Below are 26,579 nucleotides of genomic sequence, written 5' to 3'. Positions count from 1 at the left end.
TGATGCGAGCATGGCGGGCATGGCTACTCATGTGATCACCGGGGCCGGCTCCGGCATCGGCGCGGCCGTCGCCCGCCGCCTGCACGCGCGCGGGGACGAGCTCGTGCTGCACGCGCGCGACGCCGGCCGGGCCAAGGAACTGGCCGCCGCGTTCCCCGGCGCCCGGACGCTCGTCGGCGACCTGGCCGACCCCGACCGGTTGAGCTGGGCGTTCTCGCACCAGGCGCTGCCCGACCAGGTGGACTCCCTGCTCCATGTCGCGGGCGTGGTCGACCTCGGCCCGGTCGGCGAGCTCACCCCGAAGACCTGGCGCCACCAGCTCGACGTCAACCTGATCTCCCCCGCCGAACTGACCCGCCACTTCCTGCCCCAACTGCGCGCCTCGCGCGGCCACGTGGTGTTCGTGAACTCGGGCGCGGGCCTGAGCGCCCACGCCGACTGGTCCGCGTACGCCGCCTCCAAGCACGGCCTGAAGGCGCTGGCGGACTCGCTGCGCCACGAGGAGCACGCCAACGGCGTCCGGGTCACCTCGGTCTACCCGGGCCGCACCGCCAGCCGTATGCAGGCCAAGGTGCACCAGCAGGAGGGCAAGGAGTACGACCCGGGGAAGTGGATCGCCCCCGACTCCGTCGCCACGACCATCGTCATGGCGCTCGACCTGCCGCGGGACGCGGAGGTCAACGACCTGACGGTCCGCCCGGGCCTGTGACGGACGGCCGGGGGCGGTCCCCGAAGGCTGCCGCCCCCTGAGGCGGCGCTGCCCCCGCGGGGTTGCGTAGTCTTCCCGGGTGAGCGAGAACAGCCAGTTCAGGTTCGGTGCCGCCACCGGCGTCGGGTCCATGCCCGGTGGGGACGCCCGGGAGGCCGCCAAGACCGTCACGGGCACCTTCGAGGACTTCCCCTTCCTGCCCGAGCTGCCCGCACGCGGGCCCGGCGCGGACATGATCGGGCGTACCGCGGGGATGCTCGTCGAGCTGTACGCGCGCGTGGAGCCCAGCGGCTGGCGGCTCGGGGACCGCCCGGGCCGGGACACCAGGCGGGCCCGGTCCTGGCTCGGGGAGGACCTCGACGCCCTGGAGGAGTTCACCCAGGGGTACGAGGGCGCGCTGAAGGTGCAGGCGGTGGGGCCGTGGACCCTCGCCGCCGCCCTGGAGCTCAAGAACGGCGAGGCGGTCCTGTCCGATCCCGGCGCGTGCCGGGACCTGGCCGCCTCGCTCGCCGAGGGGTTGCGGCTCCATCTCGCGGAGGTGCGCCGGCGCGTTCCCGGCGCCGGGCTCGTCCTCCAACTCGACGAGCCGTCCCTGACCGCCGTCCTGCGCGGGCAGGTGCGGAGCGCCAGCGGCTACCGGACCCACCGCGCCGTCGACCGGCAGATCGTGGAGGCCACGCTCCGGGACGTCCTCGGGGCGCACGACCAGGGGCCTGTCGTGGTCCACTCGTGCGCTCCGGACGTCCCGCTCGCACTGCTGCGCCGCGCGGGCGCCGCGGCGGTCTCCCTCGACATCTCGCTCCTCACCGAGCGTGACGACGAGGTGATCGGAGAAGCGGTCGAGGCGGGCACCCGCCTCTTCGCCGGTGTCGTCCCCGGCACGGACGGCCCGTTGTCAGACCCTGCCGGTAGCGTCATGGGTGTCAGGACGATGTGGCGCAGGCTGGGGCTGCGGCCGGAGCTTCTCGCCGAGGCGGTCACGGTCACCCCGGCGTGCGGACTCGCGGGCGCTTCTCCCGCGTACGCGCGCCAGGCGCTCGCCCACTGCGTCCGGGCGGCGAGATCGCTCGCGGACAACCCAGAGTAACGGGAGGACAACACGGTGGCCGGCGACAAGCAGCAAGCGGAAACAGCGGTGCCCGTCGAGGCACGGGAGAAGCACGCGCGGCTCGCGGAGCAGGTCGAGGAGCACCGCTTCCGGTACTACGTCAAGGACGCTCCCATCATCAGCGACGCCGAGTTCGACGAGCTCCTGCGCTCGCTGGAGGCGCTGGAGGAGGAGTACGCGGAGCTGCGCACGCCCGACTCGCCGACCCAGAAGGTCGCCGTGGCGTACGAGACCGGCCTCGCCGAGGTCGAGCACCGCCAGCGGATGCTCTCCCTCGACAACGTCTTCGACGACGAGGGGCTCGCCGCCTGGGCGGACCGCGTCGCCAAGGACGTCGGCACCACCGGTCACCACTTTCTGTGCGAGCTCAAGGTCGACGGCCTCGCGGTCAACCTGACCTACGAGGACGGCAGGCTCACCCGCGCGGCCACCCGCGGCGACGGCCGCGTCGGCGAGGACATCACGCCCAACGTCATGACGATCGCCGAGATCCCGCACCGGCTGGACGGCGACCGCGTCCCGAGCCTGGTGGAGATCCGCGGGGAGGTCTACTTCCCCATGGAGGCCTTCCAGGACCTCAACGCCCGCCGGGTCGCGGCCGGCGAGAAGCCGTACGCCAACCCTCGCAACTCCGCCTCCGGTTCGCTGCGCCAGAAGGATCCCAAGGTCACCGCGACGCTGCCGCTGCACATGGTGGTCCACGGCATCGGCGCCCTGGAGGGGTACGAGGGCCTCACCCGCCTCTCCGAGGCCTACGAGCTGCTGAGGTCCTGGGGCCTGCCCACCTCCCGGCACAACAGGGTCGTCGACGACCTCGACGGCGTCCGCGCGTTCATCGCCCACTACGGCGAGAACCGCCACTCCGTGGAGCACGAGATCGACGGCGTCGTCGTCAAGCTCGACGAGATCCCGCTCCAGGGCCGCCTGGGCTCCACCTCCCGCGCCCCGCGCTGGGCGATCGCGTACAAGTACGCGCCGGAGGAGGTCAACACCAAGCTCGTCAACATCCGGGTGGGCGTGGGCCGGACCGGCCGGGTCACGCCGTACGCGCAGGTCGAGCCGGTCACGGTGGCCGGTTCCGAGGTCGAGTTCGCCACCCTGCACAACCAGGACGTGGTCAAGGCCAAGGGCGTGCTCATCGGCGACACGGTCGTGCTGCGCAAGGCCGGTGACGTCATCCCGGAGATCCTCGGGCCGGTCGTCGATCTGCGCGACGGCACCGAGCGCGAGTTCGTGATGCCCTCCGAGTGCCCCGAGTGCGGTACGCCGCTCAGGCCGATGAAGGAGGGCGACGTCGATCTGCGCTGCCCCAACGCGCGGGCGTGCCCGGCCCAGTTGCGCGAGCGCCTGTTCTACCTCGCGGGCCGCAAGGCGCTGGACATCGAGCACTTCGGCTATGTCGCCGCGGCCGCCCTCACCAAGCCGCTGGAGCCCGCAGAGCCGCCGCTGAAGGACGAGGGCGACCTGTTCGACCTGACGGTGGAGCAGCTGCTCCCCATCAAGGCCTACGTCCTCGACCAGGACAGCGGTCTGCCCAAGCGTGACCCGAAGACCGGCGAGGAGAAGGTCGTCACGGTCTTCGCCAACCAGCAGGGCGAGCCGAAGAAGAACGCGCTCGCGATGCTGGAGAACATCCGGGCCGCCAAGGAGCGCCCGCTCGCGCGCGTGCTCACCGGCCTGTCGATCCGTCACGTCGGACCGGTCGCGGCCCAGGCGCTGGCCCGGGAGTTCCGCTCCATCGACCGCATCGAGCAGGCCGGTGAGGAGGAGTTGGCGAACACGGAGGGTGTGGGCCCGATCATCGCCGCCTCGCTCAAGGAGTGGTTCGCCGAGGAGTGGCACCAGGAGATCCTGCGCAAATGGCGGGAGGCCGGCGTCCGCAGGGAGGAGGAGAGCTCCGGCGAGGACGAAGGCCCGCGCCCGCTCGAGGGATTGACGGTCGTGGTGACCGGAACCCTCGAACAGTTCACCCGCGACGGCGCCAAGGAGGCGCTGCAGAGCCGGGGGGCGAAGGTGACCGGCTCGGTGTCGAAGAAGACCTCCTTCGTGGTCGTGGGTGACAACCCCGGTTCGAAGTACGACAAGGCGATGCAACTGAAGGTGCCCGTGCTGAACGAGGACGGTTTCGTCGTCCTTCTGGAGCGCGGGCCGGACGCGGCGGCCGAAGTCGCGCTTCCGACCGGCGAGTAGGGGTTGAACTCCACCCGTTCGGCGCATACCAGATGCATACGGGTGGCCGGGGCGCATTCGGGCAACCGTCGACGACCGCTGCCCGTGGAAGCCTTCTGCGGCCTACTGTTGAGCTGTGCGCCCGCCGTGCCCAACCGCGGTCGGGGCATCCCCGTGCTCGTCAGGAGTGCGTGGAAGGGTTTTCCAGCGCGGTGCCGTCCAGGGGTCGTGGGGCATCGGGCCGCGTGGCGTGGGCACCGCCGGCTGTGAGAGGGACGGGAATGGAACCGACCGAGAGCGCCGCCCCGCACTCACGGCTGCGCCGGATGGCCGGCGCATGGTGGGGGAGACGGGCGCGGACGCCGGAGCGTCCGGGCGCCATGGAGCGCGCCGGACGCATTGCCGCCGGACAGTACACCGTCGCCCGCGCCCGCGCCTCCGCACATACGACCGTCGAACGTTTCTCCGGGCTGCCCGGCGAGGAACCCGAACGGCACCGGGCCCGCTCCGCGTTGCCCGTGGCGATCGTCGCGGCGGCCGGGGCCGCGCTGAGCGCCGGCGTGTACCAGGCGTTCACCGACCACCACGCGCTCTTCCCGTCCGGCGCGGTCGGCTGGTCCCTGGCCCTGCTCACCGGCGTCATCGTCGGTCACCTGGTCATGCTCGGCCGGGCCCGCTGGTGGGGCGGCACCGGCTCCGGCGCCACCCTCACCGTCGCCGTGCTGCTGCTCTACGGCTGGGTGCCCGCCGGGATGGTCAGCCTCACCGTCGTCGTCCTGGTCGGCACAGCCCGGCGCCACCACTGGCGGCAGGGCGTGCTGCACGGGGCGGTGGACATCCTCGGCATCGGGGCCGGCGGCCTGATGCTGGGCGCCTTCGGCCGCGTACCGACCGTGGAGAGCCCCTGGAGCCCGGGCGGTTGGACCGCCTCCACCCTGCCTCAGGTGGTGCTGGCCGCCGGCGCCTACCTCCTGGTCACCCGCGCCCTGCTGTGGTTCGTGCACAACTCCCGCAACGGCGGAGTGTCCACCGTCGCCCGCACCGCCGTGATCAGACAGGGACTGGTCGCCGTCGCCCTGCTCGGCATCTCCCCGCTGGTCTGCGTCGTCGCCGTGGCCAAACCCGTGCTGCTGCCGCTGTTCGCCGTCCCGCTGATCGCCCTCGACTCCTCCCTGTGGATAGCCCGTGCCCGGGCCGAGGAGCAGCTGCGCGATCCGCTGACCGGACTGCCCAACCGGCAGTGGCTCCTGGAGCGCATCTGGACCGCCCTGGACGACGCCGAACGCATCGGCGCCCGGTCCGCGCTGATGCTGATCGACCTGGACCGGTTCCGTTCGGTCAACGACACACTCGGTCACCTCGCCGGTGACCGGCTGCTGTTGCAGATCGCCGACCGGCTGCGGCAGGCGCTGCCGCGCGGGGCGGAGGCGGCGCGGCTCGGCGGCGACGAGTTCGCCGTGCTGCTGCCGGTCGCCGACTCCACGACGTCCGCGACCCGTATCGCGCGCGCCCTGGTCACCGTCCTCAGCTCCCCGCTCGACCTCGACGGGCTCACCCTGGTCCTGGAGGCCAGCGCCGGAGTAGCCGTCTTCCCCGACCACGCCCTGGACGCCGAAGGCATGCTGCGCCGGGCGGACGTGGCGATGTACCAGGCCAAGCGGGACCGCACGGGCGTGGAGGTCTACGAGTCCAAGCGGGACTCCAACACCCCCGACCGGCTGGGGCTGCTGGGCGATCTGCGCCGGGCCCTCGACGCCCACGAGGTCCAGCTGCACTACCAGCCGAAGGTCCGCTTCGACGGACAGGTCGCGGGCCTGGAGGCGCTGGTCCGCTGGGTGCACCCCGAGCGCGGCAAGGTGCCGCCGGACGAGTTCATAGCGATCGCCGAGTCCTCGGGTCTGATGCCCCATCTGACGGAGTACGTGCTGGAGACCGCGCTCGCGCAGGTCGCCCGGTGGCGGGCCCAGGGCCTGTACGTCCCGGTCGCGGTCAACGTCTCCCCGCGTGATGTGCACATCCCCGGGTTCGCCGGTTCGGTGGCCGCCCGGCTGGCCCGGCACGGCGTGCCGGCGGGAGCGCTCCAATTGGAGATCACCGAGCACGTCCTGCTGGAGGACCCGCAGCGGGCCGCCGACACCCTGCACGCGCTGACCGGGCACGGCGTGAAGATGTCCCTGGACGACTTCGGCACCGGCTACTCCTCGCTGGTGCACCTGCGCCGGCTGCCGGTGAGCGAGCTGAAGATCGACCGCTCGTTCGTGGCCCGACTGGCGGTCGACACGGAGGACGCCGAGATCGTGCGCTGCACCGTCGACCTCGCGCACTCCCTCGGGCTGCTGGTCGTCGCGGAGGGCGTCGAGGACGACGAGACCTGGGAACGGCTGCGGGACCTCGGCTGCGACGCCGTACAGGGCTGGCTCGTCGCGGCCGCGATGCCGCCGGAGGAGACGACGGCGTGGCTGCGGGCGCGCGGATCACGCGGCTGGCAGCGCCCCGCCGCCGCGCTGCCCGCGGCGGCCGCCGACGAGTGACCGTTCCGCCCGTCCGCCGGTCCTGAGCGCGGGCCGGGCCCGCCCTGTTCAGTCCGTGCCGTGCGGCACGAAGTGACCGATCAGCAGCGCGAGCCGGCGCTCGTGGGCCTGCGGCGGCAGCCGGCCGCTGCGCATCAGGGTCACCAGGCCGTGGAGCCCGGCCCAGTACGTCTCCGTCAGCAGGCCCGGGTCGTCGTCCTTCGCCGCGATGGGCTCCACGGCCCGCAGCAGTTCGCCGAACGCCTCCCACAGGGCCGCCGGGGCCTCGGGTGTGGCGAACGGCAGGTCCACCGTGTGCGTGAACATCGCGTCGTAGAGCGCGGGGCGCCGCTGTGCGAAGGCGGTGTACGCCTCGCCCACCGCGGCCAGCGCCTCGCGCGTGCTCCCGGCCGCCTCGCGGGCCGTGCGCATCTCGGCGCCCAGCTCCGCGAAACCCTGGACGGCGACCGCCGCCATGATCGCGCCCTTGCTCGTGAAGTGGCTGTAGAGGACCGGCTGGCTGTACTCGATCTCGGCGGCCAGCCGGCGGGTGGTCACCGCGTCCCAGCCCTCGGCCTCCGCCAGTTCCCGTGCGGCCGTCACGATCAGCCGCCGGCGCTCCGCTCGTTCGCGCTCCCGGCGAGTCTGGATCGACATGATTCCGAGTCTAGCAGTGCTAGAACTTCTGCCGACGTTCTGTTAGCTTCACTCTAAACTCTAGCGTTGCTAGCAAAGAGGGGGAGAGAGATGACCGTCGCCGCGTACACCCTGGCCGTCCTGCTCGATCTGTTCTGTGTATTCCTCGGTTACCGCTTCCTGTTCCGGCCCGGCCCCTCTGCGGCCGGCTACGGGGTCCCGGCCGACCCGCGCGGCGACTCCCGCGCCTATCTGTCGGTCAAGGGCCTGCGGGACGGCACCTTCGGGCTGCTGGGCCTCGTCCTGCTGGCCTTCGCCGGAGCCCGTGCCGAGGCGTGGTTCATGGTCGCCGTGGCGCTCGTACCGCTCGGTGACACCCTGATAGTGCTGCGCAACGGCGGCACGAGGGCCGTCGCCTTCGGGATCCACTTCGCCACCGCACTCGTTGTACTGCTCAGTGCCGCACTGCTCTTCGCGCTCTGAGCGCATCCGCCATCCGACCGGGGGAGTCGCATCATGTCGCTGTTCATGCCGAAGTTCGACGAAACCGTGCTGGTCCGTGACGCTCGGGCCGAGGTGGTCGGCGGGGACCCCGTCGGCGTGAAGCTGCTGGCCGACAGCAGCGCGACCGGCGGCGCGCTGTCCACCGTGCGCGTCACCCTGGCCGAGGGCGCCGACGGCGCCCGGCCGCACCGGCACGACAACTCCGCCGAGATGTTCTTCGTCCTGGACGGGTCCGCGGAGCTGCTCTCCGGCGACGACGTGGTCACGGCCGAGCGCGGTGACCTGGTCGTCGTCCCACCAGGCCGGCCGCACGCGTTCGCCGCCGCCCCCGGCCGCGGGGCCGACCTCCTCATCGTCATCACGCCGGGCGTCGAGCGCTTCGCGTACTTCCGCCACCTCCAGCGCATCCGCCTGGGCGAGGTCACCCCGGAGAGCCTGCTGGAGGTGCAGGACCTGTACGACAACCACTTCCTGAGCAGCCGGGCCTGGGACGCGCGCCGCTGAACGCCGGACCCGTGGGGCGGGGTCCGGCAAACCGTTTCACGGCCACCCCGCCCCGCCCCATAGGATTGAGCCAAAGCACACACACTCACCCCAGAGGATCGCTGCATGCCTGGCATCACGCGCGAGGAGGTCGCCCACCTCGCCCGGCTGGCGCGTCTGGAGCTGAAGCCCGAGGAACTCGACCACCTCGCGGGACAGCTCGACGACATCATCGGCGCGGTGGCCCGCGTCAGCGAGGTCGCCGACCAAGACGTACCGCCGACCTCCCACCCGCTGCCGCTGACCAACGTCATGCGCGCGGACGAGGTCCGTCCGTCGCTCACCTCCGAGCAGGCGCTCTCCGGCGCCCCGGCCCAGGAGCAGCAGCGTTTCAAGGTGCCGCAGATCCTGGGTGAGGAGTGACAGCCGTGACGGACATGAACAGCATCATCAGGCTCACCGCCGCCGAGACCGCCGAGAAGATCGCCTCCGGCGAGCTGACGGCCGTCGAGGTCACCGAGGCCCACCTGGCCCGGATCGAGGCCGTCGACGAGAAGGTGCACGCCTTCCTGCACGTCGACCGCGAGGGCGCGCTCGCCCAGGCCCACGCCGTCGACGAGAAGCGCGCGCGCGGCGAGAAGCTCGGCCCGCTGGCCGGCGTGCCGCTCGCGCTCAAGGACATCTTCACCACCGAGGGCATCCCCACGACCGTCGGTTCGAAGATCCTCGAAGGCTGGATCCCGCCGTACGACGCGACGCTCACCAAGCGCCTGAAGGACGCCGACGTGGTGATCCTCGGCAAGACCAACATGGACGAGTTCGCCATGGGGTCCTCCACCGAGAACAGCGCCTACGGGCCCACCGGCAACCCCTGGGACCTCACCAGGATCCCCGGCGGCTCCGGCGGCGGGTCGAGCGCCGCGCTCGCCTCCTACCAGGCCCCGCTCGCCATCGGCACCGACACCGGCGGCTCCATCCGCCAGCCGGCCGCCGTCACCGGCACGGTCGGCGTCAAGCCGACGTACGGCGCGGTCTCCCGCTACGGCATGGTCGCGTTCTCCTCCTCCCTCGACCAGGGCGGCCCCTGCGCCCGTACGGTCCTGGACGCGGCCCTGCTGCACGAGGTGATCGCCGGGCACGACCCGCTCGACTCCACCTCCATCGACGAGCCGGTCCCGCCGGTCGTCGAGGCCGCCCGCAACGGCAGCGTCGCGGGTATGCGCGTCGGCGTCGTCAAGCAGTTCCGCGGCGAGGGCTACCAGGCCGGCGTCATCCAGCGGTTCGACGAGTCCGTCGAGCTGCTCAAGGAGCTGGGCGCCGAGATCGTCGAGCTGGACTGCCCGTCCTTCGACCTGGCCCTGTCGGCGTACTACCTGATCGCGCCGTCCGAGTGCTCGTCCAACCTGGCCCGCTTCGACGGCCTGCGCTACGGCCTGCGCACCGGCGACGACGGCACGCGCTCCGCCGAGGACGTCACCTCCCTCACCCGTGAGGAGGGCTTCGGCGCCGAGGTCAAGCGCCGGATCATGCTCGGCACGTACGCGCTCAGCTCCGGCTACTACGACGCGTACTACGGCAGCGCCCAGAAGGTCCGCACCCTGATCAAGCGGGACTTCGACAAGGCGTTCGAGCAGGTCGACGTGATCGTCTCCCCGACGACCCCGACCACTGCCTTCGCGATCGGCGAGCGCGCCGACGACCCGATGGCGATGTACCTCGCCGACCTGTGCACCATCCCGACCAACCTGGCGGGCAACGCGGCCATGTCGCTGCCCTGCGGTCTCGCCCCGGAGGACAACCTCCCGGTGGGCCTGCAGATCATCGCCCCGGTGATGAAGGACGACCGCCTGTACAAGGTGGGTGCCGCGGTCGAGGCCGCCTTCGTGGAAAAGTGGGGGCACCCGCTGCTCGAGGAGGCTCCGTCGCTGTGAGTAAGGCACTCGCCAAGGCCAAGGGCTTCAAGAAGTCCAAGTCCGGTACGTACCTGTCCATGGCCACCACCGCGTTCGGCGCGGTGGGTGTCGCCAAGCAGATCAGGAAGGCCCGCGCCGAGCACGACACGCTGCGCCTGATCGACGCCACCGTGTCCGCCGTAGCGATCGTCACCGGCCTCGCCATCCTCTGCCGCGAGCTCAAGCGGCTGGGCGACGACGACGTCCTGCTGGGCTGAGAGGGAAGTTTTCACCGTGACCACCACGACCGACCTGGTGTCGTACGAGGACGCGCTGGCGTCGTACGACCCCGTCATGGGCCTCGAGGTCCATGTCGAACTCGGCACCGCCACCAAGATGTTCTGCGGCTGCTCGACCGCGCTCGGTGCCGAGCCGAACACCCAGACCTGCCCGACCTGCCTCGGCCTGCCCGGCGCGCTCCCGGTCGTCAACGCGACCGGCGTGGAGTCCGCCATCAAGATCGGCCTCGCGCTGCACTGCGAGATCGCCGAGTGGTGCCGCTTCGCCCGGAAGAACTACTTCTATCCGGACATGCCGAAGAACTTCCAGACCTCCCAGTACGACGAGCCGATCGCCTTCAACGGCTACCTCGACGTGCAGCTGGAGGACGGCGAGACCTTCCGCGTGGAGATCGAGCGCGCCCACATGGAGGAGGACACCGGCAAGTCGACGCACGTCGGCGGCGCCACCGGCCGCATCCACGGCGCGTCCCACTCCCTGCTGGACTACAACCGCGCCGGCATCCCGCTGATCGAGATCGTCACCAAGCCGATCACCGGTGCCGGCGAGCGGGCTCCTGAGGTGGCCAAGGCCTACGTCCGTGAGCTGCGCGAGCTCATCCGGGCGCTGGGCGTGTCCGAGGCCCGTATGGAGATGGGCCAGATGCGCTGCGACGTCAACCTGTCGCTGATGCCCAAGGACGCCGACAAGTTCGGCACCCGCTCCGAGACGAAGAACGTCAACTCGCTGCGGTCCGTGGAGCGCGCGGCCCGTTTCGAGATCCAGCGCCACGCCGCCGTGCTGAACGGCGGCGGCACGGTGATCCAGGAGACCCGTCACTTCCACGAGGACACGGGGTCCACGACCTCCGGCCGCGTCAAGGAGGAGGCCGAGGACTACCGGTACTTCCCCGAGCCGGACCTGGTCCCGGTGGCGCCCTCGCGCGAGTGGGTCGAGGAGATCCGGGCCGCGCTGCCCGAGCTGCCGCTGGTGCGCCGCAGCCGGCTCCGCGAGGAGTGGGGTGTCTCGGCCACCGAGATGCAGGCCATCCTCAACGCCGGTGCCCTGGACCTCATCGTCGCCACCATCGACGCCGGTGCCGACGCCGCCTCCGCCCGCAAGTGGTGGATGGGCGAGCTGGCGCGTGCCGCCAACGAGTCCGGCAAGGCGCTGGACGAGCTGGCGATCACGCCGGCGCAGGTCGCCCGGGTCACCGAGCTGGTCGCCAAGGGCGATCTGAACGACAAGCTGGCCCGCCAGGTCATCGAGGGCGTCCTCGCCGGCGAGGGCACCCCGGACGAGGTCGTCGACAAGCGAGGCCTGAAGGTCGTCTCCGACGAGGGCGCGCTGACCGCCGCCGTCGACGAGGCCATCGCCGGGAACCCGGCCGTCGCGGACAAGATCCGCGGCGGCAAGGTGGCCGCGGCCGGCGCCCTGGTCGGCGCGGTCATGAAGGCGACCCGCGGCCAGGCCGACGCGGCCCGCGTCAAGGAGCTGATCCTGGAGAAGCTCGGCGTCGAGGGCTGAGCCCGCGGAACCGTCTCGGGGGGTGCACCGGATCCGGTGCGCCCCCCGAGGCATGCCGGTACGGGGGGGAGAACGGCCCGACCCCCCGTCGGTGCCGTCGGACGGAGGCGCTACGCTCGCGCGCCATGAGTGGACGCGCCGATTCCGAAACGCACCCCGCGATATCCGGGGCCGACGACGTCGAGGCGGCCGGGACGGAGGACCACGCCGAGAGCGACGTCGACGTGGGTGAGGACGGCGCCGTGAAGGACGACGGCGCCGAGGACGAGGACGGCGCCGAGGACGAGGCGGAGGACCCCGCGGAGGTCGCACGCCGCGCCCGGTGGACGGCGGCCGGGGCCGGAGCCCTGCTGACGCTCGCCGGACTCGCCGCCGCACTGCTGCGGCTGTCCCGCTCGGCCTCCGCGCTCGTCCCGGCCGCCTACGCCGCCGGCGCCGCCGTCTGTGCCGTGGCGACCTTCATCGGCTCCCGGGGACGCACCCGGCGGGCACTGTGGCTGCTGATCGCCGGGGTGATGGTGATGGCGCTCGGCGACCAGCTCGACTGACCGCGCGGTGGACGCCCGGAGGGGCGACGGGCTTCATCTGATTGTCCTGTGAATTGGGTCGCACTGCTGTGAATCAGCACACGAACCGGCTAAACGATCAGATTCGCCTGCAAGAGTGTCTTCAGATTGCTCATGCGTTCTTTGCGGGCTGTTCCGATCATGGACGTCTTTTCCCGGTCAAAGATCCACAAATCCTTCCTGGGAGCACGTTCGTGGCAGCCCTAGCGCGCTGGTGTGTCCGGCACCGCCTCGTCGTCGTACTGCTCTGGCTCCTTGCCTTCGGTGGGGTCACCGCGGCCGCCTCGGTCACCGGCTCCGCCTACTCCAACGACTACGAGGTCCCCGGCACCGACTCGGCACGCGCCACCCAGTTGCTCAAGGAGGGCTTCCCGGGACTCGGCGGAGACAGTGACACCGTCGTCTGGCACACCACGTCCGGCACGGTGCGCGCCCCGGACGTCGAGCAGACCATGACCCGCGCCCTGGACAAGATCGCCGCCCTGCCCCAAGTGGCGTCCGTGACCAGCCCCTACAAGGACCAGGACGCCCAGGGCTCCGACCAGATCAGCCCCGACGGGCACACCGCGTACGCCACGGTCACCTTCACCCGCCCCTCCCAGGACATCACCAAGCCCCAGGCCGAGGCCGTGGTCGAAGCGGCCAAGGCGGCCGGGACCGGCGGGCTCCAGGTGGAACTCGGCGGCAGCGCGATCAGCCTCACCGCGGCATCCGGCGACCACACCGCCGAGGTCGTCGGCGTGCTCGTCGCCGCCGGGGTGCTGCTCATCGCCTTCGGCTCGCTCGCCGCCGCCGTGCTGCCCATCGCCACCGCGCTGCTGAGCGTGGGCACCGCGCACGCCGCCGTCGGACTCCTCGGCCACGCCATGACGGTCGCCGACTTCGCGCCCATGCTGGGCATGCTGATCGGACTCGGCGTCGGCATCGACTACGCCCTGTTCATCGTCACCCGGCACCGGCGCGGACTGAAACGCGGACTCAGCTCCACCGAGGCGGTCACGAACGCCGTCGCCACCACCGGACGCGCCGTCGTCTTCGCGGGTGCCACGGTCTGCATCGCCCTGCTCGGCATGCTCATCCTGCGGCTGGGCTTCCTCAACGGCGTGGCGGTCGCCGCCTCGCTGACCGTCGTCCTCACCGTCGCCGCCTCGGTGACCCTGCTGCCCGCGCTGCTGTCCTTCATCGGCCCGCGCGCCCTGAGCCGCCGTGAACGGCGCCGCCTGGCCGAACACGGGCCCGAGCCCGAGGTGCCCACCGGGTTCGCCGCCCGCTGGTCGGCCTTCGTCGAACGCCACCCCAAGGCGCTCGGCCTCGTCGCCCTCGCCGTCGTCACCGTGCTGGCCCTGCCCACGCTCTCCCTCCGCCTCGGCACGTCCGACCAGGGCAACGACCCCAGGACGGCGACCACCCGGAAGGCGTACGACCTCGTCGCCGAGGGCTTCGGGCCGGGCGTCAACGGGCCGCTCACCCTGGTGACCCGCGTGGAGGGGGCCGAGGGCAGGCTCGCCCTGGACAACCTCGACACCACCCTGCGCGCCACCGAGGGCGTCGTCGCGGTGACCCCGGTGACCTACAACTCCGGCGGCACCATGGCCTACCTCAACGTGGTCCCCGACTCCGCGCCGCAGTCCCAGCGCACCAGCGACCTCGTCCACCGGCTGCGCACCGACGTGCTGCCGCGCGCCGAGACCGGCACCACGCTCGACCTGCACGTCGGCGGAGTCACCGCCGGATACGACGACTTCGCCGGCGTGATCATCGGCAGACTGCCGCTGTTCGTCGGCGTGGTGGTCGGCCTCGGCTGCGTACTGCTGCTGCTCGCCTTCCGGTCCCTCGGCATACCCCTGAAGGCCGCCGCGATGAACATCGCCGCCGTCGCCGCCGCGTTCGGTGTCGTCGTCACGATCTTCCAGTGGGGCTGGGGCAGCGAGTTCCTCGGCCTCGGCCGGGAGGGACCGATCGAGCCCTTCCTGCCCGTGATCATGGTCTCGGTGCTCTTCGGGCTCTCCATGGACTACCAGGTCTTCCTGGTCAGCCGGATGTACGAGGAGTGGCTGGAGACCGGTGACAACCGGCGGGCGGTCCGCGTCGGACTCGCCGAGACCAGCCGGGTGATCAACTCCGCCGCGGTCATCATGATCTCGGTCTTCCTCGCCTTCGTCCTCAGCGGCGACCGCGTGATCGCCATGTTCGGCATCGCGCTCGCCTCCGCCGTCGCCCTCGACGCCTTCGTGCTGCGCACGCTGCTCGTGCCCGCCCTGATGCACATGCTCGGCCGCGCCAACTGGTGGCTGCCGCGCCGGCTCGACCGCGTGCTGCCCCGGATCAGCATCGAGCCGCCCGAGTGCCGCGCGGCGCATGAGAGGCTCACGGACGTCGTGGACGCTCTGACGAAGGAGACGCAGCGGGATGTACGCGATACCTCTGGGTGACGAGGGAGCCGAACTGCGGCCCCTGGAGCCGTGGCACGCCGAGGAGTTCCTCGCGCACCTGGAGCGGGGACGGGAGTTCGTCACGCGGTACATCCCGTTCGGCGCGAACGCCACGGACGTGGACTCCGCGCGAGCCGTCCTCCAGTCGTACGCCGACAAGCGCGCCGCCGACAGCGGCTTCCTGCACGGGCTGTGGCTGGAGGGCGAGCTGGTCGGCGGACTGCTGTTCCGCGTCTTCGACACGGCCACCGGCACCTGTGAGATCGGCTGCTGGCTGGAGCCGGCCGGCACCGGGCGCGGACTCGTCACACGCGGCGCGCGGGAGCTCATCGACTGGGCGTTCGACGAGCGGGGCATGCACCGTGTGGAGTGGCGCGCCTCCTCCGCCAACGAGGCGAGCATCAACGTGGCGCGACGGCTGGGGATGACCCGCGAGGGCGTCCTGCGCGAGAGGTTCCCCTACCGGGGCGTGCGCCAGGACATGGAGGTGTGGGCGGTGCTCGCCCCCGCGTGGCGTGAGGCACGCGCGCGCGACGGTCGTTGAGACGGCCGGGCGGGTTCGCCATCGTCCCCGTGCCGCCGTCCCCGTGCCGCCGTCCCCGTGCCAGGCGAGGTTCCGGGCGTGCCCTGGACCCGCCTTACTCGCGTCCACCGGTGCCTTACGGCCGCCCCGCGGTCCCCGCACACGCGCCTAAGGCACCCCGCGCGGGGAAGATGCGGAACTCTCCCGATGTGGCCGTACCCCCTGGGAGACGACAGTGGAGGCATCGCGGAAAGCGACGCCGAAACCACCGCTCACCGGGGAGAGAACATGTTCCACTACGAACTGCACCAGCTGCGCTCCGCCGAACTCGGCCGCCGCGCCGAGCAGAACCGCCTGGTCCGCGAGGTCCTGCGCGCCCGCCGTGCCGCCCGTCGCTCGGCCGACGGGCGAACCGCCGAGGCGGAGCCCCATACCCACGGCCCCCACCACCGGCGGCGGTTCGCCCGCGCGGCGTGAACACGGGCCGGCGCGATCCCGGCGGCAGGGACGGCCCCGGTTCCACGGAGGTGGGCCGGGGCCTCCCGCAGGTCCGTCCGTCTGCCGTGGGGAAAACAGGTGCCGCCCTGCCGGACCCTCGTGCGATGCTCGGGCATGTGGAGACCAGGTCCGTCAGTCCGGTGTTCGTCGGCCGCGCCGACGAGTTGAGCACTCTGCACGACGCGCTCGCCCGCGCGGCCCGGGGAGAGCCGCAGGCCCTGCTGCTCGGCGGTGAGGCGGGCGTCGGCAAGACCCGCCTGATCGAGGAGTTCACCGGCGCCGCGGTTCGCGCCGGCGCCGTCGTGGCGCTCGGCGGCTGCGTGGAGATCGGCGCCGACGGACTGCCGTTCGCCCCCTTCTCCGCAGCCCTGCGCGCCCTGCGCCGCGAACTGCCCGGCGAACTCGCCGCGGCGGCCGCCGGGCAGGAGGAGGAACTCGCCCGGCTGCTGCCCGAACTCGGCGAGCCGGCCCCCTCGCGAGGCACCGGCCGGCACGACGAGGAGGGCATGGCCCGTCTCTTCGAACTCACCGCCCGTCTGCTGGAGCGCGTCGCCGCCGACCACACCGTCGTCGTCGCCCTGGAGGACCTGCACTGGGCCGACGCCTCCACCCGGCACCTGCTCGCCTACCTCCTGCGCACCCTGCGCACCGGCCGCCTCGTCGTTCTGGCCACCTACCGGTCCGACGACATCCACCGCCGCCACCCGCTACGGCCCCTGCTCGCCGAACTCGACCGGCTGCGCACGGTCCGCCGTCTCGAACTCGCCCGCTTCACCCGGCAGGAGGCGGGCCGTCAGATCGCCGGCATCCTCGCCACCGAACCGGACCCGGTCCAGGTCGACGAGATCTTCGAACGCTCCGACGGCAACGCCTTCTTCGTCGAGGAACTCGCCGTCGCCGCCCACGAGGGCTGCCGCACCAGCCTCAGCGACTCCCTGCGCGACCTGCTGCTCGTCCGGGTCGAGAAGTTGCCCGAGCCCGCCCAGCGGATCGCCAGGATCGTCGCCGAGGGCGGGTCCACCGTCGAGCACCGGCTGCTCGCGGCCGTGGCCCGGCTCACCGAGGACGACCTCATCGAGGCGCTGCGGGGCGCCGTGAACGCCAACATCCTCGTCGCCGCCCCCACCGGCGACGGCTACCGCTTCCGGCACTCCCTGGTGCGTGAGGCCGTCAGCGACGACCTGCTGCCCGGCGAGCGCTCCCGCCTCAACCGCCGCTACGCCGAGGCTCTGGAGGCCGACCCGACCCTCGTCCCCGCCGACCAGCGCGTCATGCGGCTGGCCAGCTACTGGTACCACGCCCACGACCCGGCCAAGGCCCTGCCCGCCGTCCTCGACGGCTCCGTCGCGGCCCGCGCCCGGCACGCCTACAGCGAGCAACTGAGGCTGCTGGAACGGGCGATGGAACTGTGGGACGCCGCGCCCCAGGACGTACGCTCCCGGCTGCGCCCCGTCGACTACACCGAGACGTACTCCCCGTGCGGCTGCGACCCGGCGACCACCCCGCTGACCTACCTCGACCTGCTGGCCGAGGCCGCCGTGGCCGGCCGCTTCTGCGGGGAGCGGGACCGCTCCATGAAGATCATCAAGCGGGCGCTGCGTCTTCTGGAGGACGAGAACGACCCTCTGCGGGCCGCCTGGTTCTGGGTCCAGCGCTCCTGGCTGGTCCAGGCGAAGGCCCACGGCGACGGCTGGCGGGAACTGGGCACCGCGCAGGAGCTGGTGCGCGGGCTGCCGCCGTCCGAGGTGCACGCCGAGGTGCTGGCCAACGTCGCCAACTGGTCCATGGTGCACGTGCCGGGTCCCGACGCCTTCTCCGCCGCCGAACGGGCGGTGGAGTACGCGCGCATGGTCGGCGCCTGCGAGATCGAGATGACCGCGCGGCTCACCCTCGGCAGCCTCATGGTCCAGGCCGGCGACGTCGAGGCGGGCCTCGCCGAGATGTACGAGGTCAACAAGCGCACCGTCGGCGACGGCATCGCCGCCGTCGCCGGTCGCTCCTACGTCAACCTGCCCTCCGAACTGGAGTCCGTCGGCCGCTCCCGCGAGGCCGTGCCGCTGATGGAGGAAGGGATCGCCTTCACCCGGCGCTTCGGCCTGCTGAACAGCGAGGCGTGGGTGTGGGGCAACCTCGCCGAATCGCTGTTCACCCTGGGGCGCTGGGAGGAGGCCGCCGAGGCGGCGTCCCAGTTCCGGCGCGCCGAGCAGAGCGCCAAGCCGCGCGGTTTCCACGCCCGGATCCGCGCCGAACTCGCCCTCGAACGCGGCGACCTCGCCGAGGCGTCCGAGCAACTGGCCAATGCCCGTGAGCACTTCGGCCCCCACGACTACGCACCCCAGTACTCCCTGCCGCTCGCCCGCATCGCGCTCGGGGTCGCCGCGGGCGAGGGTCGCCTGCTGGACGCCCGCGCCGAACTCGAACGCGTCCTGGACGACGGCTTTCCACCAGGCACCCAGCGCTACGGCTGGCCGCTGCTGCTCACCGCCGCCAGGGAGGAGACCCGCGCGGCAGGGCTGCCCGCCGCCGGCCCCGGACGCGCCGAGACCTTGCGGCGCATCCGCGGCGCCGCCAAGACGCTGGCCACCAACGTGCCCGTCTGGCAGGCGTACGAACGCTGGGTGCGCGCCGAACTGCTGCGTGCCGAGGGCCGCGGCTGCCCGGAGGAGTGGGCCGAGATCGTCGCAGCCTTCGAGACGCTGGAACGCCCCTACGACCTCGCCCGCGTCCGCTTCCGCCTCGCCGAGGCCCTGCTCGGCACCGACGAGGGCCCGCGGGACCGGGCCACCGAGCTGCTGCGCCTGGCGCACGCCGTCGCCGAGCACCTGTGCGCCCGCCCGCTCGCCGAATCCGTCGCCCTGCTGGCCCGCCGCGCCCGCCTCGCCCTGACCGGCGCCCCGCAGCAGCCCTCCGCTTCCGCCGATCCGGTCGAGTCCCTGGGCCTGACCAGCCGGGAACGCGATGTCCTGCGGCTGGTCTCGGCCGGCCGCACCAACCGCCAGATAGCCGAGGAACTCTTCATCTCGCCGAAGACGGCCAGCGTCCATGTCTCGAACATCCTGGCCAAAATGGGTGTTTCGGGTCGCGGAGAGGCGGCCGCCCTGGCACACCGGCTGGGCCTGTTCCCACCGGGGGCCGAAGACCGGCTGGTCGCGGGATGACCGGAAGACGCCGACCGGGAGGGAAGCCGTGTTCAACGTTTTCGAGGAACTGTTCGCGCCCGGCCGCAAGCACACCCGGGACGAACAGAACCGGCTGGAGCTGACCCGGGAGGACGTCGGGGACAACGATCCAGGGCGCGGACCGATCGATCTCGCCTCCGGGAAGGTCGTCGTACGGCCGCCCGAACCTCCCGCGGAGGAAGCCGGAACCGGGCGGGAGTGAGGTCCGGGGGCTACTTCACCTCCAGTTCCAGGATCCGGTCGTCGCCCTTCTTCGGAGTGCCGCGGCCGTCGGTGTTGCTGGTGACCAGCCAGAGCTTGTCGCCGCCCGCCGAGACCACCGTGCGCAGGCGGCCGTAGGTGCCGGTGAGGAACGCTTCGGGGGCCGCCGCGAGCTTGGTGCCGCTCAAGGGGATGCGCCACAGGCGCTGCCCCCTCAGGCCCGCCATCCAGATGGAGCCCTCGGCGTAGGCGATGCCGCTGGGGGAGGCCACGTCCGTGTGCCACTGGGTTATCGGGTTGTGGAACCTCGGGTCGTTCGTCCTGCCCTCCGCGTCCGGCCAGCCGTAGTTGCCGCCCGGTTTGATCGCGTTCAGCTCGTCCCAGGTGTCCTGGCCGAACTCGGAGGCGAACAGACGCTGCTTGTCGTCCCAGGCCAGGCCCTGCACATTGCGGTGGCCGTACGAGTACACGGGGGAGTCGGGGTACGGGTTGCCCGGGGCGGGCAGGCCGTCCGGGGTCAGCCGCAGGATCTTGCCGGCCAGGGACTTCCTGTCCTGGGCCAGGCCTCGGTCACCGGTCTCGCCCGTGCCCGCGTACAGCATCTTGTCGGGGCCGAAGGCGATCCGGCCGCCGTTGTGGATGACCCCCTTGGGGATGCCCTTGAAGATCGTGTCGGGTGCGCCCAGCTGCATACCGGCCGGCTTCTTGTCGTCGTACAGCATCCGGACGATGCGGTTGTCCGAGGGCGAGGTGAAGTAGGCGTAGATCATGTGGTCGGAGGCATAGTCGGGGGAGAGCGCGATGCCGAGCAGGCCGCCCTCGCCCTCCGGGGAGACCCCCGACACCCGGCCCAGTTCGGTCTTCTGCCCCGTCTTCTCGTCGACCCGCGTGATCGTCGCCTTGTCGCGGGAGGAGACGAGGAGACCACCGCCGGGGATCGGAGCCAGTCCCCAGGGGCTGTTCAGGCCCTCCGCGACCGTGCGCAGCACCTTCACCGCGCCCTTGGCCGGCGGCGCGGTCTCCGTGGGTGCCTGCCCGGGGGGCGAGGCCGAGGCCACCGCCGTCGTACGGCCGGGCGCCATGCCGTCCCCACCGGCCGACGCGCCCCCGGAGGAGCAGCCGGCCGTCAGCAGCAGGGCGGCGGCCAGCACGCCCGTCACAGCTCGACGTTGCACGATCTTCGTCCCTTCGACGCGGCGGGTTCTACCTGTCTTACACCGCCCGCACCTCCCAGGTTCCCGATCACCCGAATCCCACGCGGACCCCGAATCCACCGCCGACGCGAAACCGCCACCCCGCCCCTGTCCGGCGAGCGGAGGGCGCGGTGTTCTTACCCTCACCTGGGCCGAGCGGCTCACCACGCTCCCTGAGTCAGGCCTCCGGCCCAGATCCCTGAGTCGGGTCCTTGGGGCAGGTTTCCGGGCTCTGGGGAGGCCGGTGCCGCGGGTGTGCGGTGCCGCGCAGCGCGGGTGCTCCAGCGCGGGTCAGGCCTTCGGGTCGAGCTTCCCGGACCGGGCGTCCGGGATAGGGCTTTGGGTCAGGCCGCCGGGCCAGGCATCCGGCCCAGGCCTCCGGCCCGAGCCCCCCGGCCCGAGCCCCCGGCCCAGGCCGATCGCGTTCTCAAGGTGTGGCCCGGCTCAGTCCCACGAGCCCTGGGCCGCGGGCAGGCGGCTCAGTTCCGTCAGGTCCTCGGCCGTCAGGCGCAGCTCCGCCGCACCCGCGTTCTCCGTCACCCACCGCTCCTGCTTGGTGCCGGGTACCGGGATCACGTGGCGGCCCTGGGCCAGTACCCAGGCCAGTGCCACCTGGGCGGGTGTGACGTTCTCGCCGTGCCGGGCGGCCGTCCGCCGCAGGCCGGCCACGATCGGCTGGTTCGCGGCCATCATCTCGGCGGTGAAACGGGGGTGCCGGGCCCGTAGGTCGTCCGGCTCGAACCCCTGGCCGGGGGTGAGGGTGCCGGTCAGGAAGCCGTTGCCCAGCGGCATCGCCGCAATGAAGCCGATCCCGCGGTCCGCGCACCACGGCAGCAACGACTCCAGCGCCTCCGGCGACCACACCGACAGCTCCGCCTCCACCGCGCTGACCGGGAAGACCTGCTGCACCCGCTCCAGTTGGCGGATCGTTCCGTCGTGCAGCCGCGCACCGGACCGGCGCCGGCCGCGCGCGCCCACCGCGCACAGGCCGAGCGCCCGCACCTTCCCGGCCCGCACGAGCTCCGCCATCGCCCCCCAGGTCTCCTCGACCGGGACCTCCGGATCGGCGCGGTGCAGCTGGTAGAGGTCGATCACGTCCGTCTGGAGGCGCCTGAGTGAGGCGTCGCACGCCCGCCGCACATAGCCGGGACGCCCGTTGGCCACGATGTGCTGCTCGCCCACCAGCAGACCGACCTTCGTCGAGACGAAGGCGTCGGACCGCCGTTCCTTCAGCACCCGCCCCAGCAGCAGCTCGTTGGTGAACGGGCCGTACATGTCGGCCGTGTCCAGGAGCGCCGAGCCCAGGTCGAGCGCCCGGTGCACGGCCCTCAGCGACTCCGTTCCCCGCTGCCGCGACGCGCTGTACGCCCAGCTCATCGGCATGCACCCCAGTCCTACGGCCCCCACCGCGAGTGCCGCCGGGCCGATCGTCCTGCGCTCCACTTGGCCGTAACCCTCCCTCTCTCAGGGCCCACCAACCTAACCTCTGGCCGCCCGTGCCCCTGGCATAGCCTCCTGAGCATGACTGCTGACGTATGGCTGCCCATTCCGCCGGACGAGATCGCGGGGCTTCCGCAGGGTCCCACCTACCGCTTCTGGGACGGAGCCGAGGAGTTCCCCGCGGACCCCGCCGACTGCGCCTTCTACGTCGTGCCGTACATGAAGCCCGGCGGTGTCGGTCTGCGCCCGATGCCCCGGATGAGCTCCGTACGGGTCGTGCAGACGCTGTCCGCCGGCACCGACCACGTGGAGCCGGGCCTGCGGCACCTGCCGCCAGGCGTACGGCTGTGCAACGCGCGCGGGGTGCACGAGGCGAGTACCAGCGAGCTCGCCCTGACGCTCATCCTGGCCTCGCTGCGCGGCATCCCCGACTTCGTCCGGGCCCAGGACCGGGGCGAGTGGGGCGGAGGCTTCCGTCCCGCCCTCGCCGACAAGAACGTCCTCATCGTCGGCTACGGCTCGATCGGGGCCGCCATCGAGGACCGGCTCGTTCCCTTCGAGGTCGCGCGGGTGGCGCGCGTGGCGCGCTCCGCACGCACCACGGAGCGCGGCCCGGTGCATCCGCTCACCGATCTTCACTCCCTGCTTCCGCAGGCCGATGTCGTCGTCCTGTCCACGCCCTTGACGGAGGCCACGCACGGACTGGTGAACGCGGACTTCCTGGCACGGATGAAGGACGGCGCACTGCTGGTGAACGTCGCGCGCGGCGGCGTGGTCGACACCAAGGCGCTGCTCGCCGAGCTGGACAGCGGCCGCCTCACCGCCGCCCTCGACGTCACCGACCCCGAGCCGCTGCCCCCGGGCCACCCCCTGTGGCACGCGCCGGGCGTGCTGATCAGCCCGCATGTCGGCGGCCCCACATCCGCCTTCATGCCGCGCGCCAAGCGGCTTCTGACGGATCAGTTGCGCCGTTTCGTGAACCAGGAGCCGCTCGCCAACGTGGTCCTCACGACGGGCACGGCAAGCGCCTAGTCCGTTTCGGGTACGGTCCGCGACCCTCCGAACGCGCTCCGTACTCGCATCTGCGCTGGTCGTCACGGAGCGTAGAGAAGCTATGTCCCTGAGTGACGAGACTGGTGTATCGTCCCGACAGGGGCTGCGCCGCGCACCGTTCGGCGCCGGGGACGGACATTTCAAACTGCGAGGGGGGCGACGGGCGATGCACGGCCTATGGACGAACGATCCGACGCGGCGGGGCCGCCACCGGCGGCCCTGGCGCACGGCCGCGCGCAGACGCGGCCACCGCAGTCATCACAGCCATCACCACCACAGGCCCGGCGGCCGCCGGAGGCACGCCCACCCTGCGCACCGGAAGCCGGGGGACCCGGCCGCACGGACCGGGAGGCCCCGGTGAGCCCGCCACCGCCCGTCATGACCGTGTTCGACAGCGCTCTGCGGACGCCGTCCGCGCCGGAGGCGCTGCTGCCCCGGCCGTCGGCCGCCGACGGCCGTTCGAGACTGGCGCCGCAGCTCCTGCTGGCCCTGTTGTGCGCGGGGTACGCCATCGGTGCCGCGTTCGGCTGGGGTTCCAGCGAGGTCGCGCTGTTCATGGGCGACTTCGGGCTGAGCGCCGCGGCCGGCACCGCCGCCGTCTCGTGCGCGCTGTACGCGCGCGGCCGGCACGTCCGCTTTCGAACCGCCTGGCTGCTGTTCGCCCTCTCCTCCGCGATGGCGGCCCTGGGCAACTCGGTCTGGGGGTGGTACGAAGTCGTCCTCGGCACGTCCGTGCCCAGTCCCAGTTACGCCGACCTGTTCTTCGTGTGCTTCGCGCCACCGGCGATCGTCGGTCTGCTCGTGCTCGCCAAGCGGCCGGTGAACAGGGCCGGGTGGGTGTGTCTGGCAATGGACTCGTGGCTGATCGGCGGCTCGCTGCTCACGTTGTCCTGGAGCCTCGCACTCGCCCAGGCGGCCAGGTTCGACGGGCCGAGCGTCGCGCAGACCGCGCTCTCGCTGGCGTACCCGCTGCTGGACATCGCCCTGGTCTCCATGGTGCTCGCGCTGCACTTCCGGTGCTCCCCGATCAACCGCACCGCAGTGAACACGGCGATCGGGGCACTCGCCCTGACCGTGCTGTGCGACGCCCTGTTCACCTCGCCGCTGCTGCACAACAGCTACCGCTCGGGGCAACTGCTCGACGCCGGCTGGTTCGCCGGTTCCCTGCTCCTGGCGTACGCCCCGTGGGCGGCGCCCCGCCCGGGGCAGCCGGCCGCCGAGCAGTCCGACACGCACCCGTACCGGGCGGCGCCGTATCAGGCGGAGGGACACCAGTTGGACGGGCGTGAGCCGGACCCGCGCTCCGCCGACGGGCACGCGCGCGTGGCCGACGCCTACGGGCACATCCCCGAAGACCACGGCCGTGTGCTGGACGACCACCTGCCCGGGCGGCAACCCGCCGTGCGCCCCGCGCACGGCGGGCCGCCCGCGCAGGGCGCGGACCACGACCGGTACCCGTCCGGCCGGCCCCTCGCCGGCTCCCTCGCCGCCCTCACTCCGTACCTCGCCGCCGCCGTGTGCACGCTGGGGGTCCTGTACAACGCGCTCAACGGCCACAGCGTCGACCGCGTGGTGCTGATCACCGCCGGCGCCGTCGTGCTGGTGCTCGTCGTGCGCCAGGGCATCGTGCTGCGCGACAACATCGCGCTCACCCAGGAGCTGGCCCAGAAGGAGAACCACTTCCGCTCCCTGGTGCAGGGCTCCAGCGACGTCATCATGATCGCCGCGCCCAACGGGATCCTGCGGTACGTCTCCCCGGCCGCCGCCGGTGTGTACGGGCGGCCGGCGGAGGAACTGGTCGGGACCGAACTGGCCGGGCTCATCCACCCGGAGGACCTGGGCTGCGTGGTGCACGAGGTGCGCCGCTTCCTGGTCGCCAGCCCGCGCCAGGAGCCCACTACGCGCATCGAGTGCCGCTTCCGCTCCGGCGACGGCGGCTGGCTCAACGTGGAGTCGACCATCAACCGCCACCACGGCGGCCTCATCTTCAACAGCAGGGACGTGACCGAGAGAGTGCGCCTGCAGGCGCAGCTGCAGCACAACGCCGAGCACGACCCGCTCACCGACCTGCCCAACCGGGCACTGTTCACCAAGCGCGTTCAGCAGGCCCTGTCCGGCCGCCGCTCGACCGACCACGGCACGGCCGTGCTCTTCATCGACCTCGACGGCTTCAAGGCCGTCAACGACACGATCGGGCACCAGGCCGGGGACGAGCTCCTCGTCCAGGCCGCCCGCAGACTCCAGGAGGCGGTACGGCACGGCGACACCGCGTCCAGACTCGGCGGCGACGAGTTCGCGGCCCTGATCGTCGGGGACGGCACCCGCGACCGCACCGCCCGTGAACGGCACATCCTGGAGCTCGCCGACCGCCTCAGGGTGACGCTGTCGCAGCCGTACCTCATCGACGGCGACGAGGTGCGCGTGGCCGCCTCCATCGGTGTGGCCTTCGCCGAACAGGGACTCGGCGCGGGGGAGTTGCTGCGCAACGCCGACCTCGCCATGTACCGCGCCAAGGCGGCGGGCAAGGGCCGGGTCGAGCTGTACAAGCCGCAGATGCAGCAGGACGTCGTCCGCAGGGCGGAGCTGGCCACCCGGCTCAGAAACGCTCTGCACGAGGGCGAGTTCACCCTGCTGCACCAGCCGGTGGTCCGCCTGGACGACGGCCGGATCACCTCGGTCGCGGCCCAGGCGCGCTGGCGGTCCTCGCAGGGCGTGCACTTCACGCCCGCCGAGTTCCTGCGGGTGGCCGAGGACGGCGACAGGACGTCCGAACTGGGCCGCTGGCTGCTGGAGGAGGCCGTCGCGCAGGCCGCCGAGCGCGCCACGGCCGGCCCGAACGTGTCCGTGGCGGTCCGGATGGGCGCCCGCCGTCTGGTGGACCGCTCGCTGCCGCCCGGCTCCGTGGAGGCCCTGCTGACCCGGCACGGGCTGCCGACCGGTGCCCTGGTGATCGAGCTGTCCGACACCGACCCGCGGGTGCCGCTGGACGAGCTGGAGCGGCGTCTGGCCGCGCTGCGGCGGCTCGGCGTGCGCATCGCACTGGACGGCTTCGGCGGCGGCCACGGGACCGTCACGGCCCTCCGAAGGCTCCCCGTCGACGTGCTGAAACTCGACCGCAGCCTGGTCGAGGGCGTCGTCGAGTCCGCCCGGCTGCACAAGATCACCAGTGGTCTGCTCCGGATCGCCGCCGATCTCGGGCTCCGGTCCGTGGCCGACGGCGTGGACCTGCCGGAGCAGGTCGTGGCCCTGCGCGCGATGGGCTGCACCCACGGGCAGGGCATGGCGTTCTCCGGCCCGCTGGACGAGTACCGGCTGCGCCGGGCGCTCACCTCCGGCCGCTACCCGGTGCCGCACGGTCCGGCCGAACCGGTGTTCGCCGGGGGAAGCGCCGGGGCCTACACCGCGGCGGTGCCCGTCGTCTTCGGAGGCGGGACGGCCGTCCGCTCACATAATGAGACTCCTGTCCCACCCACTTGACACCGGGTGCGTGCCGGAGGGAGGGTCATTTCCATGCGCACCCGAATTCTCGTACTTGGACAGCGCGTCGGCTGAGCTGGGACCCACCGGACGACGATCCGGAACCCAGCGACCTCACCGGCGCGCTTCCCCTCGCTTGCCTTACGGCACGAGGGGTTTTTTGTTGCACGAGTGCCAGGCGTGCAGCGTCCGAACTCCGC

Annotated in this window: 21 protein-coding genes; 18 read left to right on the top strand and 3 right to left on the bottom strand. The window is 72.2% G+C overall.

From position 1 onward, the window contains the following. The first annotated feature begins 10 nt into the window (after window positions 1-10). The 4 genes from TNCT6_RS08340 (at window position 11) to TNCT6_RS08325 (ending at window position 6,517) form a co-directional block, all read left to right on the top strand. Window positions 11-709: an SDR family oxidoreductase gene (locus tag TNCT6_RS08340; RefSeq protein WP_141358124.1), complete on the top strand. Its 699-nt coding sequence runs from the start codon at window positions 11-13 to the stop codon at window positions 707-709. Between the two features lie 79 nt (window positions 710-788). Beyond that, window positions 789-1,796, top strand: coding sequence for a methionine synthase (locus TNCT6_RS08335; protein WP_141358122.1), 1,008 nt, complete (start codon window positions 789-791; stop codon window positions 1,794-1,796). A gap of 15 nt (window positions 1,797-1,811) precedes the next feature. After that, window positions 1,812-4,007 (top strand): NAD-dependent DNA ligase LigA, encoded by a 2,196-nt coding sequence (gene ligA / locus TNCT6_RS08330; RefSeq protein WP_141358120.1) that lies wholly within the window; start codon window positions 1,812-1,814, stop codon window positions 4,005-4,007. Between the two features lie 260 nt (window positions 4,008-4,267). Next, a complete protein-coding gene (locus tag TNCT6_RS08325) occupies window positions 4,268-6,517 on the top strand; it encodes a bifunctional diguanylate cyclase/phosphodiesterase (protein ID WP_141358118.1) in 2,250 nt (749 codons plus the stop codon). A gap of 48 nt (window positions 6,518-6,565) precedes the next feature. Here TNCT6_RS08325 and TNCT6_RS08320 read toward each other — a convergent pair whose 3' ends face one another. Continuing rightward, a complete protein-coding gene (locus TNCT6_RS08320) occupies window positions 6,566-7,153 on the bottom strand; it encodes a TetR/AcrR family transcriptional regulator (RefSeq protein ID WP_141358116.1) in 588 nt (195 codons plus the stop codon). Window positions 7,154-7,243: 90 nt separating this feature from the next. Here TNCT6_RS08320 and TNCT6_RS08315 point away from each other — a divergent pair, with 90 nt between their 5' ends. The 12 genes from TNCT6_RS08315 (at window position 7,244) to TNCT6_RS08260 (ending at window position 19,217) form a co-directional block, all read left to right on the top strand. Further along, window positions 7,244-7,615 carry a DUF4267 domain-containing protein gene (locus tag TNCT6_RS08315; protein ID WP_141358114.1) on the top strand — a complete coding sequence of 124 codons (372 nt, stop codon included), beginning with the start codon at window positions 7,244-7,246 and terminating at the stop codon, window positions 7,613-7,615. Window positions 7,616-7,648: 33 nt separating this feature from the next. After that, window positions 7,649-8,140, top strand: coding sequence for a cupin domain-containing protein (locus TNCT6_RS08310; protein ID WP_141358112.1), 492 nt, complete (start codon window positions 7,649-7,651; stop codon window positions 8,138-8,140). Window positions 8,141-8,245: 105 nt separating this feature from the next. Continuing rightward, complete coding sequence (gene gatC, locus TNCT6_RS08305) at window positions 8,246-8,542, top strand: Asp-tRNA(Asn)/Glu-tRNA(Gln) amidotransferase subunit GatC (RefSeq protein ID WP_100572135.1); 297 nt, start codon at window positions 8,246-8,248, stop codon at window positions 8,540-8,542. A gap of 5 nt (window positions 8,543-8,547) precedes the next feature. Beyond that, window positions 8,548-10,050, top strand: a complete 1,503-nt coding sequence (gene gatA / locus TNCT6_RS08300; protein ID WP_172632831.1) for an Asp-tRNA(Asn)/Glu-tRNA(Gln) amidotransferase subunit GatA — start codon at window positions 8,548-8,550, stop codon at window positions 10,048-10,050. Beyond that, on the top strand, window positions 10,047-10,289 hold the full coding sequence (locus tag TNCT6_RS08295) for a hypothetical protein (RefSeq protein WP_141358110.1): 243 nt from the start codon (window positions 10,047-10,049) through the stop codon (window positions 10,287-10,289). The genes gatA and TNCT6_RS08295 overlap by 4 nt, the downstream gene beginning before the upstream one ends. Before the next feature lie 16 nt (window positions 10,290-10,305). Further along, the gene (gatB, locus tag TNCT6_RS08290; protein WP_141358108.1) at window positions 10,306-11,817 is read left to right on the top strand and encodes an Asp-tRNA(Asn)/Glu-tRNA(Gln) amidotransferase subunit GatB; all 1,512 of its coding nucleotides are present in this window, start codon (window positions 10,306-10,308) and stop codon (window positions 11,815-11,817) included. A 125-nt stretch (window positions 11,818-11,942) separates the two neighbouring features. Beyond that, window positions 11,943-12,365: a hypothetical protein gene (locus TNCT6_RS08285; protein WP_141358106.1), complete on the top strand. Its 423-nt coding sequence runs from the start codon at window positions 11,943-11,945 to the stop codon at window positions 12,363-12,365. A 212-nt stretch (window positions 12,366-12,577) separates the two neighbouring features. After that, window positions 12,578-14,815 carry an MMPL family transporter gene (locus TNCT6_RS08280; RefSeq protein ID WP_141358104.1) on the top strand — a complete coding sequence of 746 codons (2,238 nt, stop codon included), beginning with the start codon at window positions 12,578-12,580 and terminating at the stop codon, window positions 14,813-14,815. Beyond that, window positions 14,793-15,359: a GNAT family N-acetyltransferase gene (locus tag TNCT6_RS08275; RefSeq protein ID WP_141358102.1), complete on the top strand. Its 567-nt coding sequence runs from the start codon at window positions 14,793-14,795 to the stop codon at window positions 15,357-15,359. Before TNCT6_RS08280 ends, TNCT6_RS08275 begins: the two co-directional genes overlap by 23 nt. A gap of 267 nt (window positions 15,360-15,626) precedes the next feature. Next, window positions 15,627-15,815, top strand: a complete 189-nt coding sequence (locus tag TNCT6_RS08270; protein ID WP_141358100.1) for a hypothetical protein — start codon at window positions 15,627-15,629, stop codon at window positions 15,813-15,815. 125 nt (window positions 15,816-15,940) lie between these two features. Continuing rightward, on the top strand, window positions 15,941-18,994 hold the full coding sequence (locus TNCT6_RS08265) for a helix-turn-helix transcriptional regulator (RefSeq protein ID WP_172632830.1): 3,054 nt from the start codon (window positions 15,941-15,943) through the stop codon (window positions 18,992-18,994). A 28-nt stretch (window positions 18,995-19,022) separates the two neighbouring features. Further along, window positions 19,023-19,217, top strand: a complete 195-nt coding sequence (locus TNCT6_RS08260) for a DUF6191 domain-containing protein (protein ID WP_141358096.1) — start codon at window positions 19,023-19,025, stop codon at window positions 19,215-19,217. A 10-nt stretch (window positions 19,218-19,227) separates the two neighbouring features. Here TNCT6_RS08260 and TNCT6_RS08255 read toward each other — a convergent pair whose 3' ends face one another. Together TNCT6_RS08255 and TNCT6_RS08250 are read right to left on the bottom strand one after the other, a co-directional pair. Continuing rightward, complete coding sequence (locus tag TNCT6_RS08255; RefSeq protein WP_373996160.1) at window positions 19,228-20,391, bottom strand: sorbosone dehydrogenase family protein; 1,164 nt, start codon at window positions 20,389-20,391, stop codon at window positions 19,228-19,230. A gap of 462 nt (window positions 20,392-20,853) precedes the next feature. Beyond that, the gene (locus tag TNCT6_RS08250; RefSeq protein ID WP_141358092.1) at window positions 20,854-21,852 is read right to left on the bottom strand and encodes an aldo/keto reductase; all 999 of its coding nucleotides are present in this window, start codon (window positions 21,850-21,852) and stop codon (window positions 20,854-20,856) included. Between the two features lie 78 nt (window positions 21,853-21,930). Here TNCT6_RS08250 and TNCT6_RS08245 point away from each other — a divergent pair, with 78 nt between their 5' ends. After that, window positions 21,931-22,881: a 2-hydroxyacid dehydrogenase gene (locus TNCT6_RS08245; protein ID WP_141358090.1), complete on the top strand. Its 951-nt coding sequence runs from the start codon at window positions 21,931-21,933 to the stop codon at window positions 22,879-22,881. A 399-nt stretch (window positions 22,882-23,280) separates the two neighbouring features. Continuing rightward, window positions 23,281-26,379: a bifunctional diguanylate cyclase/phosphodiesterase gene (locus tag TNCT6_RS08240; RefSeq protein ID WP_172633189.1), complete on the top strand. Its 3,099-nt coding sequence runs from the start codon at window positions 23,281-23,283 to the stop codon at window positions 26,377-26,379. Window positions 26,380-26,579: the final 200 nt, after the last annotated feature.

This window comes from Streptomyces sp. 6-11-2 (assembly GCF_006540305.1).
Taxonomy (GTDB): Bacteria; Actinomycetota; Actinomycetes; order Streptomycetales; family Streptomycetaceae; genus Streptomyces.
This window is presented reverse-complemented; position numbering and strand designations above follow the sequence as displayed.